The sequence below is a fragment of the Sinorhizobium sp. NFACC03 genome (genome assembly GCF_900103435.1).
GTDB lineage: Bacteria > Pseudomonadota > Alphaproteobacteria > Rhizobiales > Rhizobiaceae > Ensifer.
Map to the genome: position 1 here is coordinate 84028 of NZ_FMXF01000010.1, position 14206 is coordinate 98233.

19 protein-coding genes are annotated in these 14206 nt (G+C 62.8%); 11 read left to right on the forward strand and 8 right to left on the reverse strand.

Annotation, left to right across the window (positions count from 1 at the left end):
- Positions 1-38 precede the first annotated feature (38 nt).
- From BLU35_RS14900 to BLU35_RS14910, 4 genes are all read left to right on the forward strand, one after another.
- Positions 39-674 carry a LysE family translocator gene (locus BLU35_RS14900; protein WP_093233552.1) on the forward strand — a complete coding sequence of 212 codons (636 nt, stop codon included), beginning with the start codon at positions 39-41 and terminating at the stop codon, positions 672-674.
- A 1-nt stretch (position 675) separates the two neighbouring features.
- Positions 676-1056: an ASCH domain-containing protein gene (locus BLU35_RS35920; RefSeq protein ID WP_210185136.1), complete on the forward strand. Its 381-nt coding sequence runs from the start codon at positions 676-678 to the stop codon at positions 1054-1056.
- Positions 1044-1277, forward strand: a complete 234-nt coding sequence (locus BLU35_RS35925) for a hypothetical protein (RefSeq protein WP_210185137.1) — start codon at positions 1044-1046, stop codon at positions 1275-1277. The genes BLU35_RS35920 and BLU35_RS35925 overlap by 13 nt, the downstream gene beginning before the upstream one ends.
- Positions 1278-1421: 144 nt before the next feature.
- Complete coding sequence (locus BLU35_RS14910; RefSeq protein ID WP_093233553.1) at positions 1422-1820, forward strand: VOC family protein; 399 nt, start codon at positions 1422-1424, stop codon at positions 1818-1820.
- A gap of 22 nt (positions 1821-1842) precedes the next feature.
- Here the strand turns inward: BLU35_RS14910 and BLU35_RS14915 are convergent, their stop codons facing one another.
- The 3 genes from BLU35_RS14915 to odc2 form a co-directional block, all read right to left on the reverse strand.
- A complete protein-coding gene (locus BLU35_RS14915; protein ID WP_093233554.1) occupies positions 1843-2469 on the reverse strand; it encodes a LysE family translocator in 627 nt (208 codons plus the stop codon).
- A 196-nt stretch (positions 2470-2665) separates the two neighbouring features.
- Positions 2666-3256, reverse strand: a complete 591-nt coding sequence (locus BLU35_RS14920) for a GNAT family N-acetyltransferase (protein ID WP_093233555.1) — start codon at positions 3254-3256, stop codon at positions 2666-2668.
- An 88-nt stretch (positions 3257-3344) separates the two neighbouring features.
- The gene (odc2, locus tag BLU35_RS14925) at positions 3345-4484 is read right to left on the reverse strand and encodes an ornithine/lysine decarboxylase (protein ID WP_286161525.1); all 1140 of its coding nucleotides are present in this window, start codon (positions 4482-4484) and stop codon (positions 3345-3347) included.
- Between the two features lie 694 nt (positions 4485-5178).
- On the opposite strand from odc2, the gene BLU35_RS14930 reads away from it, so the two are divergent.
- The 4 genes from BLU35_RS14930 (at position 5179) to BLU35_RS14945 (ending at position 8245) form a co-directional block, all read left to right on the forward strand.
- Positions 5179-6072 carry a LysR family transcriptional regulator gene (locus BLU35_RS14930; RefSeq protein WP_093233556.1) on the forward strand — a complete coding sequence of 298 codons (894 nt, stop codon included), beginning with the start codon at positions 5179-5181 and terminating at the stop codon, positions 6070-6072.
- Positions 6073-6196: 124 nt separating this feature from the next.
- Positions 6197-6841, forward strand: a complete 645-nt coding sequence (locus BLU35_RS14935) for a DUF1007 family protein (RefSeq protein WP_093233557.1) — start codon at positions 6197-6199, stop codon at positions 6839-6841.
- A complete protein-coding gene (locus BLU35_RS14940) occupies positions 6835-7881 on the forward strand; it encodes a nickel/cobalt transporter (RefSeq protein WP_093233558.1) in 1047 nt (348 codons plus the stop codon). The genes BLU35_RS14935 and BLU35_RS14940 overlap by 7 nt, the downstream gene beginning before the upstream one ends.
- Positions 7882-7906: 25 nt before the next feature.
- The gene (locus BLU35_RS14945) at positions 7907-8245 is read left to right on the forward strand and encodes a hypothetical protein (protein WP_093233559.1); all 339 of its coding nucleotides are present in this window, start codon (positions 7907-7909) and stop codon (positions 8243-8245) included.
- 35 nt (positions 8246-8280) lie between these two features.
- Here BLU35_RS14945 and BLU35_RS14950 read toward each other — a convergent pair whose 3' ends face one another.
- The 4 genes from BLU35_RS14950 to BLU35_RS14965 all read right to left on the reverse strand — a co-directional run bounded on the left by BLU35_RS14950 (position 8281) and on the right by BLU35_RS14965 (position 10885).
- Entirely contained in the window at positions 8281-8487 is a 207-nt protein-coding gene (locus tag BLU35_RS14950; RefSeq protein ID WP_093233560.1) for a hypothetical protein, read from the reverse strand.
- A 41-nt stretch (positions 8488-8528) separates the two neighbouring features.
- Positions 8529-9224, reverse strand: a complete 696-nt coding sequence (locus tag BLU35_RS14955) for a GNAT family N-acetyltransferase (protein ID WP_058325271.1) — start codon at positions 9222-9224, stop codon at positions 8529-8531.
- 100 nt (positions 9225-9324) lie between these two features.
- Positions 9325-10038, reverse strand: a complete 714-nt coding sequence (locus tag BLU35_RS14960) for a tellurite resistance TerB family protein (RefSeq protein WP_093233561.1) — start codon at positions 10036-10038, stop codon at positions 9325-9327.
- 208 nt (positions 10039-10246) lie between these two features.
- Positions 10247-10885, reverse strand: a complete 639-nt coding sequence (locus BLU35_RS14965; RefSeq protein WP_057254560.1) for a 2-dehydro-3-deoxy-phosphogluconate aldolase — start codon at positions 10883-10885, stop codon at positions 10247-10249.
- A gap of 202 nt (positions 10886-11087) precedes the next feature.
- Between BLU35_RS14965 and BLU35_RS14970 the strand changes: the two genes are divergently transcribed.
- From BLU35_RS14970 to trhO, 3 genes are all read left to right on the forward strand, one after another.
- Positions 11088-11561, forward strand: a complete 474-nt coding sequence (locus BLU35_RS14970) for a CYTH domain-containing protein (RefSeq protein ID WP_093233562.1) — start codon at positions 11088-11090, stop codon at positions 11559-11561.
- Positions 11558-12466, forward strand: coding sequence for a CHAD domain-containing protein (locus BLU35_RS14975; protein WP_057254558.1), 909 nt, complete (start codon positions 11558-11560; stop codon positions 12464-12466). Before BLU35_RS14970 ends, BLU35_RS14975 begins: the two co-directional genes overlap by 4 nt.
- Positions 12467-12563: 97 nt before the next feature.
- On the forward strand, positions 12564-13520 hold the full coding sequence (gene trhO, locus BLU35_RS14980) for an oxygen-dependent tRNA uridine(34) hydroxylase TrhO (RefSeq protein ID WP_057254557.1): 957 nt from the start codon (positions 12564-12566) through the stop codon (positions 13518-13520).
- A gap of 252 nt (positions 13521-13772) precedes the next feature.
- Here trhO and BLU35_RS14985 read toward each other — a convergent pair whose 3' ends face one another.
- The gene (locus BLU35_RS14985; protein ID WP_244495715.1) at positions 13773-14180 is read right to left on the reverse strand and encodes a GFA family protein; all 408 of its coding nucleotides are present in this window, start codon (positions 14178-14180) and stop codon (positions 13773-13775) included.
- Between the last annotated feature and the right edge of the window lie 26 nt (positions 14181-14206).

Below are 14206 nucleotides of genomic sequence, written 5' to 3' on the forward strand. Positions count from 1 at the left end.
CTGTGGGACGACTACGGGACACGACGAGGGAGGACATCATGACCGACATAACGATACTCGCATTCGCGCTGGTTGCCTTCATCGGCATCGCGACACCGGGCCCGACGGTTCTGCTCGCGCTCACCAACGGCTCGCGTTATGGCGTGAGACGCGCAACCGCCGGCATGCTCGGCGCCGTGCTCTCCGATTTCGTGCTGATCGGCGCCGTCGCACTCGGTCTCGGCGCCCTGCTCGCCGCCTCCGAATTCTGGTTCACCGTCGTCAAATGGCTGGGCGCCGCCTACCTCGCCTTTCTCGGCATCATGCTGTTGCGGTCGAAAGGGACGATTCAGGTCGCAACCGAGGCAAGCGGCTCCGGTCATCCCGTTTCCGCTGTCGCCATCTTCGTCAAGAGCTTCCTCGTCGCCGTCACCAACCCGAAGGGCTACCTGTTCTTCACCGCCTTCCTGCCGCAGTTCATCGACGCCGCGGCGCCGCAAGCACCACAATATGCCACCCTGACATTCGTCTTCGCCTCGGTCGATCTTGCCGTGATGTTCGGTTACGCGCTGCTCGGTGCACAGGCCGCGGCCTTCCTCAAGCACTCCGGCGCCGTCTGGCTCGATAGACTCTGTGGCGGCGCGCTACTGGCGCTCGCCGGCTCGCTCGCCCTCTATCGCCGCGCCACCGCCTGAAATGCTGTTTCGTCAGCACGTGCTCGCAGCCATCGCCAGCGGCGACGTGACCTTGGCCTTCCGACGCTGGACGAAGCCGACGGTCAGGGCCGGTGGTACGCTGCGCACCGCAGTCGGCGTTCTCGCCATCGATGCCGTCGACGAGATCGAGGAAGGCGCAATCACCGACGGCGACGCGCGCAAGGCCGGCTTTGCCGACCTCGGCGCTCTCTTGAGGGCCGCTGCTATCGCATCGCCTTCCACCGAGCCGGCGACGATCCGCGCATCACGCTGCGGGAAATGTCCGACTTCGGCAGCGAAGAACGGGCAGAGATCGGCCGCAAGCTCGATGACTTCGACCGCAGCGCGGGCATGGCCTGGACGAGACCGGTGCTCACGCTGATCGCTGCCTGCGACGGAGCCACCGCCACGGAATTGAGCGCCGCCATCGGCATGGAAAAACTGAAACTCAAGAGGCGCATCCGCAAACTGAAGGAACTCGGCCTCACCGAAAGCCTAGCCGTCGGCTATCGCCTGTCCGAACGCGGCCGCGCCTTTCTCAAGGGGGCAGTAACGCACAAAAAGGCGGACGGCGCCGAGGACACCATCCGCTTCTCGTCTTGAGGCACATGCGATCCACGGGAACACAGCGCGAACACCATCGTTGCGCGTATCGGTGGCTCCTTCTAATCCCGATTGCCACTGTTGCGTGCCTGGAGCAGGTGTGAGACGACTTGCCACCGAGACGGGCAAGGCGAGGAGACAGGCATGATCGGCTACACCATGGTCGGGACGACGGACCTGAAACGCGCAGAGCGTTTCTATGATCCGCTGATGACGCTGATCGGCCAGGAACGCTGCTATTGTGACGAGCAGGTGTCCTCGTGGGGCCGAAAGGACGACGACAAGGCGCCGCGCTTCTTCGCCTGCTACCCCTTCGACACGCGTCCCGCCTCGGTCGGCAACGGCGCCATGACGGCCTTCCTGGTGGGAAGCGCCGGGCTGATCGACCGGTTGTTCGAAATCGCAATGGAGCGCGGTGGTAGCGAAGAGGGAAAACCGGGCTTCCGCCCGCAATACGGAGACGGCTTCTACGCGGCCTATGTGCGCGACCCGGACGGCAACAAGCTTGCCTTCGTCGGCTACGACGCGCGCACGGAGACCTAGTCGGTCCTTTGCCCGGGCACCCCTAGCGTCGCGTCGACCACCCGAACCAGATCGCCACGGCCGCGAGCATCAGTGCGAGCACGCGTCGCACCAGGCGTTCGCGTGACGGCGAGTTGAGGACCGGTTCCAATGCGCCTGCCAGAAACACGATCGCGGCATGCACCGCAGTCGCGACGCCCACATAGATCGCAGCAAGCGTCAGGTTCTGTGGCAACAGCGGCCGCGCGTCGTCAACGAAGGTCGGCAGGACGGTGACGAAGAACAGGGCCGCTTTCGGATTGAGCAGATTGGTGATCAGGCCACGTCGAAAATAGAAGGATGCGGGTTTGCCGCTCGGACCGGCCTCCTCGCCGTCGGCGTTCCAGGCGTCGAAGGCAAGATAGAGCAGGAAGCCGACCCCAGCCCAGCGAAGTGCGCCGTAGAGCGTGTCCGACTGACCGACGAACTCGGCAACCCCGAAGGAGGCGGCGAAGCCCACGAGTGCCAGGCCGAGCGCGACGCCGGCAACGGTCGCCATGCCGGGCCGACGCCCCTCCGAAGCCGCAACCATGGCGAGGTAGGCCATGTTCGGCCCGGGCGTCAGTTCGATGATGAAGGATGTCAGCAGAAAGGGCAGCAGGGTCGCTGCCCCGAGAATGAACGGATCCATGCGGGAGATTTCCATGCACTTGCAACGAGGCCTTGTCCGCAAGGACAGGTCAGCGACGCCGCGTTGTCAAGGAAGATCAGGAAATCATCGGGAGAGCGCGCGGCCCATGGGGCGTCTGCTCCCTCACCGGTCGCATCGGACCAGCGAGGGAGCAGCGAAAAATCCGCCTCCGCAGGGTTGGAGGCGGAAAGGGGTATCAAGCCGCGCGGCGGACCGGCGGCATCGTCAGCTTACGGCCGCTGGCGACGATCAGGCCGGCAGCGCCCTCAAGCCAGTTGTCCCGAAGCTCGAGCGCCAGGAACCGGTTGCGCTCAAACGGGCCGGGCATGACGAGGTGCTGCGTGCGGCCCGCGAAGAAGCCGAAGCGCTCGTAATAGGCGGCGTCGCCCACGAGCAGGATCGCGCCATGGCCGCGGTTCTTGGCCTCTTCGATCGCCGCCCGCATCAGCATGCCGCCGATGCCCTTGCCCTCATGATCAGGATCGACCGCGAGCGGACCGAGCAGCAATGCCGGCAGGGCATGGCCTTCGCGGTTGACACCGGCTTCAACGTTCCAGAGACGCACCGTGCCGATCACATGACCGTCGATATCACGCGCGACGAAGGCAAGGCCCTCGGCCGGCAGCCGGTCACTGCGCAGCTTTTCCGACGACTTGCGGCGCCGCTCCGGCCCCATGGCACGGTCGAGCAGGTTCTCGCGCGCGACGACGTCGCCCGGATTTTCGGCATCGATTACAAATGTAGTGGGCGCAAAGAATGCGCGCAGGGCGTCAACAACAGCGGCCATCGGGGCCTCCCGTCATCAAAACCGCTTCAGGCGGACCGAACAAAAATTGTGAAATGGCGCTCCCGCCCGAAGACGGGAGCAATCCGGATCAGATTACGTAGGCCTTCAGCGGCTCGAAGCCGTTGAAGGCGACGGCCGAGTAGGTCGTCGTGTAGGCGCCGGTGCCTTCGATCAGAACCTCGTCGCCGATCGAAAGCGTGATCGGCAGCGGATACATGTTCTTCTCATAGAGCACGTCAGCCGAATCGCAGGTCGGGCCGGCGAGAACGCAAGGCTCCATTTCGTCGGCATCGCGCGCCGTGCGGATCGGGTAGCGGATCGCCTCGTCCATGGTTTCGGCGAGACCGCCGAACTTGCCGATGTCGAGGAACACCCAGCGATGGGCGTCGTTGTCCGACTTCTTCGACACCAGAACGACTTCCGCCTTGATCACGCCGGCGTTGCCGACCATGCCGCGACCGGGCTCGATGATGGTCTCCGGGATGTTGTTGCCGAAGTGCTTCTTCAGGGCACTGAAGATCGCCTGGCCGTAGGCTTCCGCCGTCGGGACGTCCTTCAGGTACTTCGTCGGGAAGCCCCCACCCATGTTGACCATCTTCAGCTCGATGCCGCGCTTGGCAAGCTGCACGAAGACGCGCTTGGCATCCGAGAGAGCCGCATCCCAGGCGTCGAGCTTCGTCATCTGCGAACCGACATGGAACGAGACGCCGTAGGAGACGAGGCCATGCTGATGGGCATAGACGAGCACGTCGACAGCCATCTGTGGGACGCAGCCGAACTTGCGTGACAGCGGCCATTCGGCGCCTTCGCCATTGGTCAGAACGCGGCAGAACACGCGGGCGCCGGGAGCGGCACGGGCGATCTTCTCGACTTCCTCGTGGCTGTCGACCGCGAACAAATTGACCCCAAGCGCATGGGCGCGGGCAATGTCGCGCTCCTTCTTGATGGTGTTGCCATAAGAAATGCGGCTCGGGGTCGCACCGGCATCGAGCGCCATTTCGATTTCAGCGACGGACGCGCAATCGAACGAGGAGCCGAGACCGGCGAGAAGGCGCAGGATTTCCGGCGCCGGGTTGGCCTTGACGGCGTAATAGATCGAGCTGTCGGGCAGCGCGTGGCGGAAGGCCTTGAAGTTGTCGCGCACGACGTCGAGGTCGACAACGAGGCAAGGACCTTCGGGTCGTCGGGTGTTGATGAAGTCGATGATGCGTGCCGTGGTCATGGCCATATTCCCCTGATCCAAAATGCTCCGCTTTCGCGGAGGACAAAGGGCATACGCGCACATGCGCTGGAACCAGCCGGTGGAGACCCCGGAACCATGCATGCGCTCGATGCGCGAACGGTGAATCAAAGCCCGCCTAGGCTTCAATTCGGCTTTGTCTGCCATGGATTGGAGGGGATAACCCAACCGCACTTCCGGCAATGAAGGTGTGCCTCTTCAGTAACCCCGGCTGTTGGAAAGCCGGCAGACACCAGAAAGGCCCGCACCGTCGTTGCTTCAAGATGTCCTCGCATTTCCCGGTTGGCCGGAATAGCGACTGGAGGGGTTAGTTCCAGGTACCTTACCGATACCCTCACCTAATCGAGGGTCGGCGGACACCCACAGGCACGTGCGACTTTGGGCAAGGGCGTAGGTAAGAAAAAAGCCTGTCGCAATCAAGAGTTTTTTCGCACTGGCAGTTGAATTTTTTTCCAAGCAGGCAAAACTGGCGGTGTTCACAAACATTGAACGAACTGCGCCGGATCGATCACTGCTGTAAATTATTGAAAAGGGTCATTATTTTCAGCATGCGCCGGCATCCGCCGAAACCGGTGCATCAGGCGCAAGCGACGGACAATCTGCCGCCGGCATCATCGGCGCGAAAAGAGGCGTTCGCATCGAATCGGCGCAACGCGATTGAGAGCACGAAAGAAAGATTGCCATGGACACACTCACCCGCATCCGCGCCTTCATCGACGTCGTGGACGCCGAGGGGTTCTCGGCCGCCGCCAGGCGCGTCGGCAAGTCGAAGGCGCTACTTTCGAAATATGTGCGCGAACTCGAGGACGAGCTCGGTGCGCTGCTGCTCAACCGCACCACCCGGCAATTCTCGCTGACCGAAGCCGGCCATACCTATTACCGCACCGCCTCGGAAATCCTGAAGGAGATCGACAACCTTGCCGATCTCGTGCGCGCCAACAACTCCGACCTGAAGGGACGGCTGCGGATCACAGCGCCGCGCACTTTCGTCGATGCCGAGATCGGCCAGTCGCTCATCGACTTCGGCAAGCAGCATCCTGAGCTCTCGCTGGAGATCGTCTCGGACGACCGCTTCGTCGATCTCGTCGAGGAAGGCTTCGACGCTGCCATCCGCATAACGCGACTGGAGGATTCCACGCTTATCGCCCGCAAGCTCGACGATTTCCAGGTGCTGATCTGCGCCGCGCCGGAGTTTCTTGAGAAATCAGGCCCGATCGAACACCCGGCCGATCTTTCCAAGCTCCCCTGCATTCTCGACACCAATGGCCGCTCCTATTCCAACTGGCGCTTCGTCGAGTCCGACGGCTCGGCCTTCACCGTTCCGGTCAGCGGCCCGATCGAGGTCAACAGTCCGCTTGCCGCTCTGAGGGCCGCCGTCTCCGGCATGGGCGTCGCGGTCATTCCCGATTTCATTGCCCGGCCGAAGATCGCGGCGGGCGAACTCGTGACACTGTTCGACGATTTCCTGCCGCGCGACCGCGGCATCTATGCGATCTATCCGCATCGCCGCTATCTGCCGGCCAAGGTCAGGACGCTGGTCGATTTCCTGCATGCCTGGTTCCGCAAGCCACGCTGACCGCCAAGGAGCAGCCTAACCGACCCACGGACGTGATCGGCCAAGTCCCAATTCCGTCCCATTTCCGGTACATTCCCGGAAACGAATCGCGGGAAGATCGCCCCGCCGAAAGGATTGCCGTTTCATGAGAACCAAACGCCTCATCATGGCCGGCCTTGCCACCCTGCTTGCGCCGTCGCTGGCCCTTGCCCATCCGCACATCTTCGCGGAAGCGCGGCTCGAGGTGGTCTCCGACGACAAGGCCGAAGTCAGCGAACTGCGAAATGTGTGGCGTTTCGACGAGCTGTTTTCGTCGAGCGTGGTGCTCGATTTCGACAAGAACTCGAATGCGACGCTCGATCCGGACGAACTGGCGGAAGTCGGCCAGACCGTGCTGGAGTCGCTGTCTGAGTACAATTACTACACGACGATCCTCGACAACGGCAAAACCATCAAGGTCAACAAGCCGGACAGCATCACCGTCGACTACAAGGACGGGCAGTTGCTGATGATGTTTGCCGTCAAGCCGGCCGAGCCGATGCCGCTCAAGGGCAAGCTTTCCTTCGGCGTCTATGATCCGACCATGTATACGGCGATGGATTTCGCGACCGACAACGACCTGACCGTCGTCGGCGACAAGATCAACGCCTGCGAACACAAGGTCGTCCGCCCCGATCCCGACGAGGTTCTCGCCGAGAACAAGGACACCCTGACCGATGCCTTCTGGAGCGATCCGACCGGCACGGACATGTCGAAGCTCTTTGCAACCAGGATAGAGATCACATGCTGAACACCCGCAGGATCGGACGTCTGGTCACGGCAGCGCTCATCGTCACGGCGCTCTCCGCAACGCTTGCGGCGGCCCAGTCGCCGCTCGGCATCGGAACGGCCGAGCCTGCATTCAAGACGACCGGTTTCCTCGGCGGTTTCTTCGCCTGGGTGAACATGGAGCAGCAAGGCTTCTATCGGCTGATGACCAACGCGTTGAAGGGCATGCGGGAAAACCCCTGGCAGCTCTGGTCGCTGGTCGGGCTCTCCTTCACCTATGGTGTTCTTCATGCCGCCGGCCCCGGCCACGGCAAGGCGGTGATCTCCTCCTACATGATCGCCAACGAGACCGAGCTGAAGCGCGGCGTAATGTTGTCGTTCCTTTCCTCGATCTTGCAGGGGATCGTCGCGATCCTTTTGATCGGCGCCGTCTATCTGCTGCTGCGCGGTTCGTCGATCAACATGACCACGGCGACGCGGTGGCTGGAAATCGCCAGCTACGCGCTCATTGCCGCTTTCGGCGGATGGCTGCTCCTGCGCAAGCTGCGGTCGATGCTACGTCCGGTCGCCGTGGCCTCAGTCGCCGGCGGCGGGCATATCCATCTCGCGCACGATCATGATCATCACGATCACCATCATCACGAACACGGCGGGCACCATGGGCACAGCCATGGCCCTGGCGAAGTCTGCGCGAGCTGCGGGCATGCGCACGCCCCCGATCCGTCGATGCTGAAGGGCGATCGTTTTGCGCTCCGGGAAGCCTGGTCGGCCGTTATCGCCGTCGGCCTGCGTCCCTGCTCCGGCGCGCTGATCGTGCTGTCGTTCGCGCTCCTGAACGGGCTCTATCTCGGCGGCGTGCTCTCGGTCTTCGCCATGTCGATCGGCACCGCGATCACCGTCTCGATCCTCGCGACCATGGCCGTCACGGCCAAGGGCGTTGCGCTGCGCTACGCGTCGAGCACCACGTCAGCAGCCCGCATCTCCAACGGCATCGAGATCGCCGGGGCGGCACTGGTTCTGATCCTGGGGCTCGTTTTGTTGGGCGCTGCGCTGCAGGGGTGAATCACCTACCCGACGGGTACCACAGATGAATTTCGATACGCTTGAGTTCGAGGAAATAGCCGCGAAACTCGGAAAGGACGGCTGGGCCATTAAGTACATATGGTCCGGGGAATCCGCCGCCTTCAGGTTCTGGCTTTCCGAGAAACATGGAATTGGAGCAAGCGACGTTAACGGTGGCTACTCGTTCTGGGTCGTCGATGACTACTGGACGCGGCCCTCCGGCGCGCGGAATGACTATGACGCATGGTATTCGTTCGGCTACTTGCTCGAAGATTGCCCGGAGTCAACGCCCGAACAAGCCGGTTTCACACGTGTGCCAACCAAAAAAAGCGCGTTTGAGCGAGCCGGGCGCGGGCAAGTCTGAGGCAATTCCCGCTCTCGCGACTTCTTGAGGCTAACTCACAGCCCGCGCTTGCGCTGGTAGCGGGCTCGGAGCCAGAACAGCAGGAAGAAGGCCAGCACGAAGATCACGCCGAAGGCGGCGGCAAGCCAGGGCGAGATGTCGCCAAGCTTCAGCATGATCGACGGCAGCACGAAGAAGCCGAGGCCGGCAACGACGAGAATGATCGCAGCGGCGATCGCCGGTGACTTTTCCTTGTTCTGCATGACTTCCCTGCTGTTGTCTGGTGCGACCGAACGTCGGGCGCCTACTTGGACGCCTTCCGCTCCAAGTCCGCACGTATATCTTCAAGCCGCCGCTTCTGGCGACCATCCTCGTCGAAGTTATCAGCTGCGAGCCAGGTTTCGAATGCGGCATTGAGCAGCGGCCATTCGCTGTCGATCATCGAGAACCAGGCCGTGTCGCGGTTTTCGCCCTTGGAGATCATGTGCTGGCGGAAGATGCCCTCGAACGTAAAGCCGAGGCGCGCCGCCGTGTTGCGGCTTGCCATGTTCTCGCTGTGGCATTTCCATTCGTAGCGGCGATAGCCGAGATCCTCGAAGACGTGTTTCGCCATCAGGTAATGGACTTCGGTCGAGAGCGGTGAGCGAGCCATGGCGGCGCCATGGGCGACAGAGCCGACTTCAACGACGCCATTGGCGGGATCGGCACGCATGTAATTGGCCATGCCGACGACGATACCCGTCGCTTTGTCGCGAAACACTTCGGTGACCCAACCGGACTTCTCCTGCGCCGCCGTTAGCCAGGCATCAAAACCTTCAATGTCCTTGAAGTCCGGCTGCGTGAAATACCTGAGCAGCGGATTGATCGCCATGCCGCCGAGACCGTCCCAGAGGTCCTGAAGATGCCGGTCACGCTCATAGGGCTCGAGCTTGACGAAGCGCCCTTCGAGCGCGACGCCCTTCGGCGCCGGGCATCCTTTCCAGTTCTTGAGATCACGCATCGGCCGCTCCTCCGTTACCCCTTGCACTTCGCAATAGGCCAGAGTGGCGACCGATACAAATTCAAACTGGTTATGAACCCATGAGGATCAGGCGAGGATGCTAGGCCGTAGCCGGCACCTTGGCGGCCGATACGGTCGCCTCGATGTGGTCGACCAAAGCGTCCGGAAGGCCGAGGCGGCCGGCCAGCAGGTCGAGATAGCCACGCTCCGCACGCGTCTCCGGCTCGATCGTCAGGCGCGATGCGGTATAGACCTCGACGCGCTCTTCTTCCGTCTTGGCCGCACCGACGATCGCGTCGATATCGACAGGGTTGGCAAGCTCGTTGTCGAGGAAGGCGGCGGCATCGGCCGAAAGGCCGGAGACCGACAGTTTGTCCATGATGTGCTGACGCTCGGCCTCGTCGATGTGCCCGTCAGCGCGCGAGGCCGCGATCATCGCCCGCACCAGGGTCAGCGCGAAATCGTGGCTGACGGCCTCCGGCGCAGAAGGGAAGCCGGAATCGGCCGGCGGCGGCAGGAGTTCCGGTTCCCCCTTGGCAACGGTTGCGCCTCCCGGCGTGTTGCCGGCCTGATAGTTCTTGTAGGCCTGGTAACCGAGACCCGCGATGGCCGCGAGGCCGCCGAGCACGGCGGCATTGCCGGCCAGCTGGCGACCCGACTTGGTGCCGAGCAGGACCGCGGCGATGGCGCCCGTCGCCAGCGGATTGTCCTTGGCAAGCTGCGTTGCCTGGGTCGCGCGATCGCGCACCGTGCCGCCGGCACCGGGCACCTGCGATCCCAGAAACTGATCCAGCAATTTCTTCGCGTCGAACATCGGGTTTCGCTCCTTGTCGGTTCCGGGCGGTTAAGGTCAACCGAAACGGAGCGCCGCCCGCGCTCGCGCCGTCGAATGGATTGAGACATAGGAACGTTGCAGGGGAAATACAAATTCGCGCCAGGCGCGTGTGACGAAGAACACCGCGACCAACGAAAAAGGCCGGGCTTTCGCCCGGCCTGCAAATGTAGAACGCAGTGCTTCCCGCTCAGCCCTTGAGGGCGAAGGCTTCGGCCGCAAGCTTGGTGATTCCGGCCCAATCGCCCTTGGCGACCAGATCCTTCGGTGCAACCCAGGAGCCGCCAACGCAGACGACGTTCGGAAGCGTCAGATAGTCGCGCGCGTTGGAAAGCGAGATCCCGCCGGTCGGGCAGAACATCGTGCCGGCCAGCGGCGAAGACAGCGACTTGAGATAGGCGGCACCACCGGCCTGTTCCGCCGGGAAGAACTTCATGACGTCGTAGCCTTCTTCACGCAGGCCCATGACTTCGCTCGCCGTCGCGGCACCCGGCAGCAGTGGCACGTCGTGGTCGTTCGCGACATCGATCAGTTCCTGCGTCGTGCCGGGGCTGACGATGAACTTGGAGCCGGCTTCGACCGCCGCTTCGAATTGCGCGGCATTGAGGATCGTGCCGGCGCCGGCAACAGCACCTTCCACTTCGTTGGCAACCGCGCTGATCGCTTCGAGCGCTGCCGGCGTGCGCAGCGTGATCTCGATCGCCCTCAACCCGCCGGCAACCAGAGCGCGCGCCAGCGGCACGGCGGTCGCGACGTCGTCGATCACGAGGACCGGAACGACCGGCTGCAATTTGAGGATGGAAAGAAGCCTGTCGGTTTTCGCGCTCATGCCGATCGTCCTTTTTAAAACGATTGAATATGCCCTCCGCATACTCCGCCGGCCACCGGTTGTCGAGACCTAAGGGCGCAAGTGTGCGGCATTCTCATGTAAGCTGAAGATAAAATATTACCTACAACAAAGAGATGACTTGAGCCTTCGCACGAAAGCGATAGTTTGATGACGGCGAGCCTATCGAAATGGCGGATTATCCATGGCGAAGGAAATAGAACGCAAGTTTCTGGTCGCGTCCGACGGGTGGCGAGAGCATGCGGACAAGGGCATCGACCTCAGGCAAGCCTATGTCGTCACCATGGACGACCGCTCGCTGCGCGTGCGCATCCACGGCAACAAGTGGGCGCGCCTCACCATCAAGATCGGCAAGTCGGCGCTGGTCAGAAACGAATATGAATACGATGTACCTATGGACGACGCCCGTGAGATGCTGACGCAGGCGGTCGGCATCGTCATTGAGAAACGACGATATCGCATCCCGTACAAGGGCTTCATCTGGGAAGTGGATGTCTACGAAGGCGCGCTCAGGGGCCTGGTCGTCGCCGAAGTGGAGATGAAGCGCGAGACCGACTTGCCGGCGCTGCCCAATTGGATCGGCCGCGAAGTCACCGGCGACCGCCGTTATTCCAACCAGGCGCTTGCCACAGAGGGGCTGATGGAACCCCAATCATGACCTACGCCTTCCGGCCCGGACGGCCGTTCACCGACGATTTCCGCGCCATTGCCGCCGAGCAATTCACGCAGGCGGTCATGACCCTCGAAGACCGCCCTGATGGCCTCCACGAAGCTATCCATGAGGCCCGCAAGAACTTCAAGCGTCTGCGTTCGCTCTATCGGCTCGTCGCCGCCGACGCGCCGCAATTCCAGAAGCACGAAAACGCGCGCATACGCGACATGGCCCGCAATCTCTCAACCGTCCGCGATGCGGCAGCGCTGGTGGAAAACGCTCAATACCTGAGGGCATCGGCTGCCAGCGTCGAACAGGAGAAGGCTCTCACCCACATTTGCAAGCGGCTGGAGAAACGTCGCGACCGCATCGCTGCCTGCGAGACCGACATCGAGGACCGCGTTGCCGCAACCATCGTCACTTGTGAACACGCCCTGCAAGCACTGGCCCATGTCTCTTTTGACGATCGTCGCCGTAGAACCGCCGCCCGACTGACGAAAGGCTGGCAGCAGACGCTCAAGCGCGCCGCCCGCGCCAAGGAAGCCTGCGGCTCGAGCACCGATGCCGGCGCCTTCCACGAGTTGCGCAAGCGGGCGCAGGACTACCGCATGCATCTGGGACTTATGCGCGACACCTGGCCGTCTGCTATCCAGGCCAAGCGCAGCGAGGCCAAGATGCTGGTCGACACGCTCGGCCACCTCAACGATCTCTCCGTCATGATCCAGTTGATCAACGAAGATCCGGCGCTGGCCGGCAACAGCCAGGACCAGGCCCATCTCATCGCCGCCGTCATTGCCCGGCAGGAAACCTTGCGAGACGACGCGTTGACACTGGCAGCAACGGTCTTCCAGGAGCAGCCCGACGAAGAGAGCCGGACGATCCGTCTGCTCTGGCTCGACGCCGCGCGCTAGCACAGCCACCCCGGCGTATCCGCCCAAGGCGCGACAGAGTGCCCCTCTCGCCTGCCGCGATTGCGCTTGCGGCGCGAAAGCTGTATTTGCACCGGCCATGACCGACATTTCCACCACCCCGCGCCCTGAGACCCATGGTGAGACCCACGGCCAGTTTCTGGTGGCCGCGCTCTATCATTTCGCAAGCTTCCCGCGCTTCGCCGAATTCCGCGAACCGCTGCAGGCCGTCTGCGACGAGAACGGCGTCAAGGGCACATTGCTCATCGCCCATGAGGGCATCAACGGCACGATCGCCGGCACGGATGCCGGCATCGCCACGGTGCTTGCCTTCCTGCGCGCGCAGCCGGAGCTTGTCGCATTGGAGCACAAGGAAAGCCGCGCGTCCTCGATGCCGTTTCTGCGCATGAAGGTGCGGCTGAAAAAGGAAATCGTCACCATGGGTGTCGAGAACATCGACCCCAACAAGATCGTTGGTACCTACGTCGATGCGAAAGACTGGAACGCGCTGATCTCCGATCCCGAGACGATCGTCATCGACACGCGAAACGACTACGAGACGGCGATCGGCATCTTCAAGGGCGCGGTCGATCCGCAGACCAAGACCTTCCGCGAGTTCCCGGACTGGGTGCGCAACCACACCGGCCTGCACAACAAGCCGAAGATCGCCATGTACTGCACCGGCGGCATCCGCTGCGAGAAGGCGACCGCCTTCATGAAGGAACAGGGCTTCGACGAGGTCTACCACCTCAAGGGCGGCATCCTGAAGTATCTCGAGGAAGTGCCGCAGGAAGAAAGCCTCTGGGAAGGCGCCTGCTTCGTCTTCGACGATCGCGTCTCCGTCACCCATGGCCTTGAAGAAGGCGAGCACACGCTCTGCCATGCCTGTCGCCAGCCGCTGACCAAGGCCGATCTCCTCTCGCCGCACCACGAGGACGGCGTTTCCTGCATTCATTGCTACGAGGTCCGCACCGACGAGGACCGGGAACGCTACCGCCAGCGCCAGAAGCAGATCGAGCTTGCGAAGAAGCGCGGCGAACGCCACCTCGGAAGCTGAACGGCGGTTTCGCCCCTCATCCGCGCGGTGAGGGAGGCCCCTCATCCGCCTGCCGGCACCTTCTCCCCGCAAGCGGGCGAAGGGAGATCTGGCGCCGTCTCATCACAGATCAGGCTCCGGCATTTGGGCCGCCGCTTTCAAGCAGGTCCCGACCGGCAGCGAAGGTTCCAGCACGACGGCCGCTGTCGGGCACGTCCCCTCGCCCCGCCTGCGGGGAGAGGGCTAGGGTGAGGGGCAAACCTGCTGCTGCAGCTACCCCGGCAGCGCCTCGCATTCATCCAGCGCCAACGCGCTGCGGTCCCATTCATGCCGGCTGCGGGTGAATATCGCATCGGTCGGCTGGAACACTGAGGGATCGTCGAGCGTGCCGGCATAGATCGACACGCGTGGATCCCCTGGCGGGCCTGAGCCGAAGACCTGGCTGCCGCAGGTTTCGCAGAAATAGCGGACCGACACATTGCCGTTTTCGGCGCGTGTTTCGTAGCCGCGGCAGGTGCCTGACATTACCACGTTCGCGCGATCGAAGATCATGTAGCAGCAATGGCCGGTTCCGGTGGTGCGCTGGCAATCGCGGCAATGGCAGAAGCCGGAATAGAGGGGTTGCCCCTTCGCCTCGTAGCGGATTGCGCCGCAGAGACAGCCGCCTTTCATCACACTCATGTCGTCTCCTCCTCGAAGCGTCGGGA